We start from the raw sequence: 3,710 nt of genomic DNA on the forward strand, positions 1-3,710 counted from the left end.
ACGGGACGCCTTAATAACAGCTTTACATTTTCATATTTTCCAAGAACAGTGTGAGCGTGTACAAATGGTAAATATTGCTCAAACAGTTAATGTACTGCAAGCAATGATTCTTACGAAGGAAGAGAAATTAGTCTTAACACCTACCTATCATGTATTTGATATGTTTAAAGGCCATCAGGACGGAAAACTGCTTTCAATTGAAAAGAATGAGAATGATACTAGTGAGATTCCCCAAATCAGTATTTCTGCATCCAAAGGTGAAGCAGGTGAAATAACCATTAGTATATGTAATTTAGATTTACACGAAGAAACCGTTTGTAGACTGAAGATCCCTTCATTGGATATACATACTAAAGACATTAAGACAAAAATTTTAACGGCCGCGAAAATGAATGCTCATAATACATTTGAACAACCTAACGTAGTAGTTCCTAGTGAATTTAAAACCTTAAAAATGATTGATAATGATCTAGAAGTCAAATTACCACCTATGTCAGTAATCGTTCTTACTCTTATATAATTTGTTTTATATTTATATCGAAGTTGCCGAATTTTCTCTTGTCCAAAAGGGTCAGTAAGTGAGATAAGCATTGGGATTACCGGAAGCAAAGGAGGGATTATCATTCAGATTATACCATTAACCTTAGAATCTAGTTTTGCTGAAGGATCAGTGAATGCGTTCCTTGTGGTTGGGGATACCGTCACACTGGTCGATACAGGCAATCTGGATGGTCCTTCCTTTGAGCAATTAAAACGTTTGATTGCCCTTGAAGGATATGGCCTGTCAGATCTTGATCATATTATTTTGACGCATATGCACACCGACCATTCAGGAGGTGTAGCTCGTATTCAAAACGAGGTATCTATTCCCGTATATGTTCACGAAAAGGCAAGACATGTGATTGAAGGAGGGGAAGTAGAGTTTACTAGAGAGCAAGCCTTTTATCAGGATTTTCTCTATCGGAGCGGGGCTACCATCAACGAACGTATTACCCAGTCCTATCGCGAATTGAATTGGCAGGAGATTCGGTATGTGAAAGAGAATGAGTATATAAAGATGGGCGGTTCTGATTTTATCGTAGAATATGTACCAGGCCACAGTCAGACTGACCTTTTATTTTATAATCAGGAAGGTGTGGCATTTGCCGGAGATCTTTTACTTCCGGATATATCTGTAAACGCTTTCGTAGAACCTCCAGATCCCGGAACCACAGAGAAGCCTAAAACATTGCTTCAATATCGTGAATCGCTTAAAAAGATGAATAAGCTGCCGCTAAAAACAGTCTTTCCTGGACATGGACAAGCATTTAATGATTACCAAGCTTTAATCGAAAAGAGGTTGACTGAACATGAAAAGCGCTGTTTGCGGATTTTAGCTGTCCTTGAAAAAGGCGATGCAACTGTATATGAGCTTTGTCAGGAAATCTATCCTAAATTAAAGGGACCTGCGGTGTATTTGGGCTTATCACAAATACAAGGCCATTTAGAATTGCTAGAAGTAAGAGGGAAAACTATCTGTCAGCAAAGAAATACCATAGATGTCTATTCAATCCGTACGTAAATTGGAGGGGAAACCGTGGATTTTTCATTAACTGATGAACAGAAAATGATTCAGAAAACCGTAAGAAGTTTTGTAAAAAAAGAACTGATCCCGCTAGAAGCAGATGTTCTGCGTAACGAAAGGGATGGAAAGCCGGGGATTTCTGAAGAGAAAATCGCTGAATTAAGAAGTAAGGCAAAGGATATGGGATTTTGGGGAATTAATACGCCGGAAGAATTCGGCGGAGCTGATTTAGGTCCGACAATGACTGCATTAATCATGATGGAGCTGGGGAGAACATTTGTCCCATTTAGTTTTGGCGGTTCTGCAGACAATATTCTTTATTACTGTAATGAACAACAAAAAGAAAACTATCTGCTTCCGGTGATAAATGGTGAGAAAAAGTCATGCTTTGCACTTACTGAACCAACGGCTGGTTCTGATGCTGCAAATATTACTATGCGAGCGGTTAAGGATGGAAGCGACTGGATTCTGAATGGTGAAAAGGTGTTTATTACAAATGGAAATGAAGCCGACTTTGCTATGGTGTTTGCGATTACAGATAGTGAAAAGGGTCCTCAAGGCGGGGTAACTTGCTTTTTAGTTGATCGAGAAATGGGCTGGCATTCGGAATATATTCATACGATGGGTGAGTGGGGTCCGGCATCACTCGTTTTTGATAATGTACGAGTACCAGAAGAAAATATTCTGGGGGAACTAGGCAATGGGTTTGCTCTGGGTATGAAATGGATTGGGCAAGGGCGCTGGATTATTCCGGCAAGAGGACTGGGTGCTGCAGAAAGACTCCTGCAGATGGCCATCGACTATTCACATCAACGGTTCACATTTGGTAAGCCGATTTCAGAACGTCAGGCTATTCAATGGATGATTGCAGATTCTGCTGTCGAGATTGAAGCGACTCGTTGGCTGGTTCTGCATGCGGCATGGCTTGCTGAAGAGGGGCGTGATAACCGTCATTATTCTTCTATCGCAAAACTATATGGAACAAATATGGCGAATCGTGTAGTCGATCGTGTGCTGCAAATCCACGGAGGGATGGGGTATACGAAAGAATTGCCAATTGAGCGCTGGTACAGAGAAATGCGTGTTTGGCGGATTTTTGAAGGAACAGATGAAATTCAACGTCATATCATATCCCGGAATTTATTAAAAGGAAATGTCAAAGTAGGGGAATTGATGGCCTAGAGCGTTTCTACTATTCTGAAGGAGGAGATTTTTAATGAATCTAACACAACTTCTTGAAGAAAATATCAAAACCTATGGGGAATATCCGCTGCTTTATGACCGGGACAAACACTATACAAATATTGAGGTTAAAGAACAGGCCAGAAAGATTGCAGCGGGGCTCAAAGCTCTAGGCATAGCTGCAGGTGACCGTGTAATTGTCTGTATGCCTAATTGCCCTGAAGTACTTTTTTGTTATCAAGGAATTACTCGGGCAGGTGCGATAATCGTACCGGTTATGTTCACTCTTCACCCGCGGGAAATTCATTTTATTGCTGCTAATTGTGGAGCGAAGGCTGTAATTACTTCCTCACTTGTTCGGAATAAAATTGAAGAAGGAATCATGGGGTTAAAGGACAGTCCTATTCTTATTTCAATCGACGAAGTGGAAAATGATAAAACCCTGAACTTATCCAAATTAATGAACAAGTCTCATCAGACTGACATAATGGAATATGAGCCAAATGAAGAGGATACGGCCGTAATTCTTTATACATCAGGAACGACTGGGCAGCCAAAAGGTGTGCGCCAGACTCATAAGAATTTGTATTCAAATGCAATAAGTTCATATAAGCATAGTGAATCAGAACGGGGGACAACACTTGGAATCCTGCCGCTTGCTCATGCATATGGCCTAACACTTTCTAATATTGCCTTTATTGCCGGAAGCTCAATCGTGATTTTTCCTAAATTCGATCCAAAAGGAATTTTTGAAGCGATTGAAAAATACAAAGTGCGTTCATTTTCGGCTGTACCAGCCATGATCCATGCGCTGCTAGGTTCACCAGATTCAGAGAATTATGATCTATCTAGTTTTCAATACATTGGTTCCGGCTCGGCACCACTGCCAATCAGTGTTATCCATGCCTTTCAACAGAAATTCAAAGCAGACATTCATGAAGGGTACGGTTTATCAGAAGCCTCA

Annotated in this window: 4 protein-coding genes; all 4 read left to right on the forward strand. The window is 40.6% G+C overall.

Features of this window, described 5'->3' with window-relative positions:
- On the forward strand, positions 1–520 hold a 520-nt coding region (locus AC52RT_RS16935), incomplete at its 5' end, for an alpha-L-arabinofuranosidase C-terminal domain-containing protein (RefSeq protein WP_495541830.1).
- Positions 521–670: 150 nt separating this feature from the next.
- Positions 671–1,561 (forward strand): MBL fold metallo-hydrolase, encoded by an 891-nt coding sequence (locus AC52RT_RS16940; protein ID WP_495541831.1) that lies wholly within the window; start codon positions 671–673, stop codon positions 1,559–1,561.
- A gap of 15 nt (positions 1,562–1,576) precedes the next feature.
- A complete protein-coding gene (locus tag AC52RT_RS16945) occupies positions 1,577–2,746 on the forward strand; it encodes an acyl-CoA dehydrogenase family protein (protein ID WP_495541832.1) in 1,170 nt (389 codons plus the stop codon).
- Positions 2,747–2,780: 34 nt separating this feature from the next.
- Positions 2,781–3,710: class I adenylate-forming enzyme family protein (locus tag AC52RT_RS16950; protein ID WP_495541833.1), on the forward strand; the 930-nt coding region annotated here is incomplete at its 3' end.

This window comes from Peribacillus sp. (assembly GCF_059453735.1).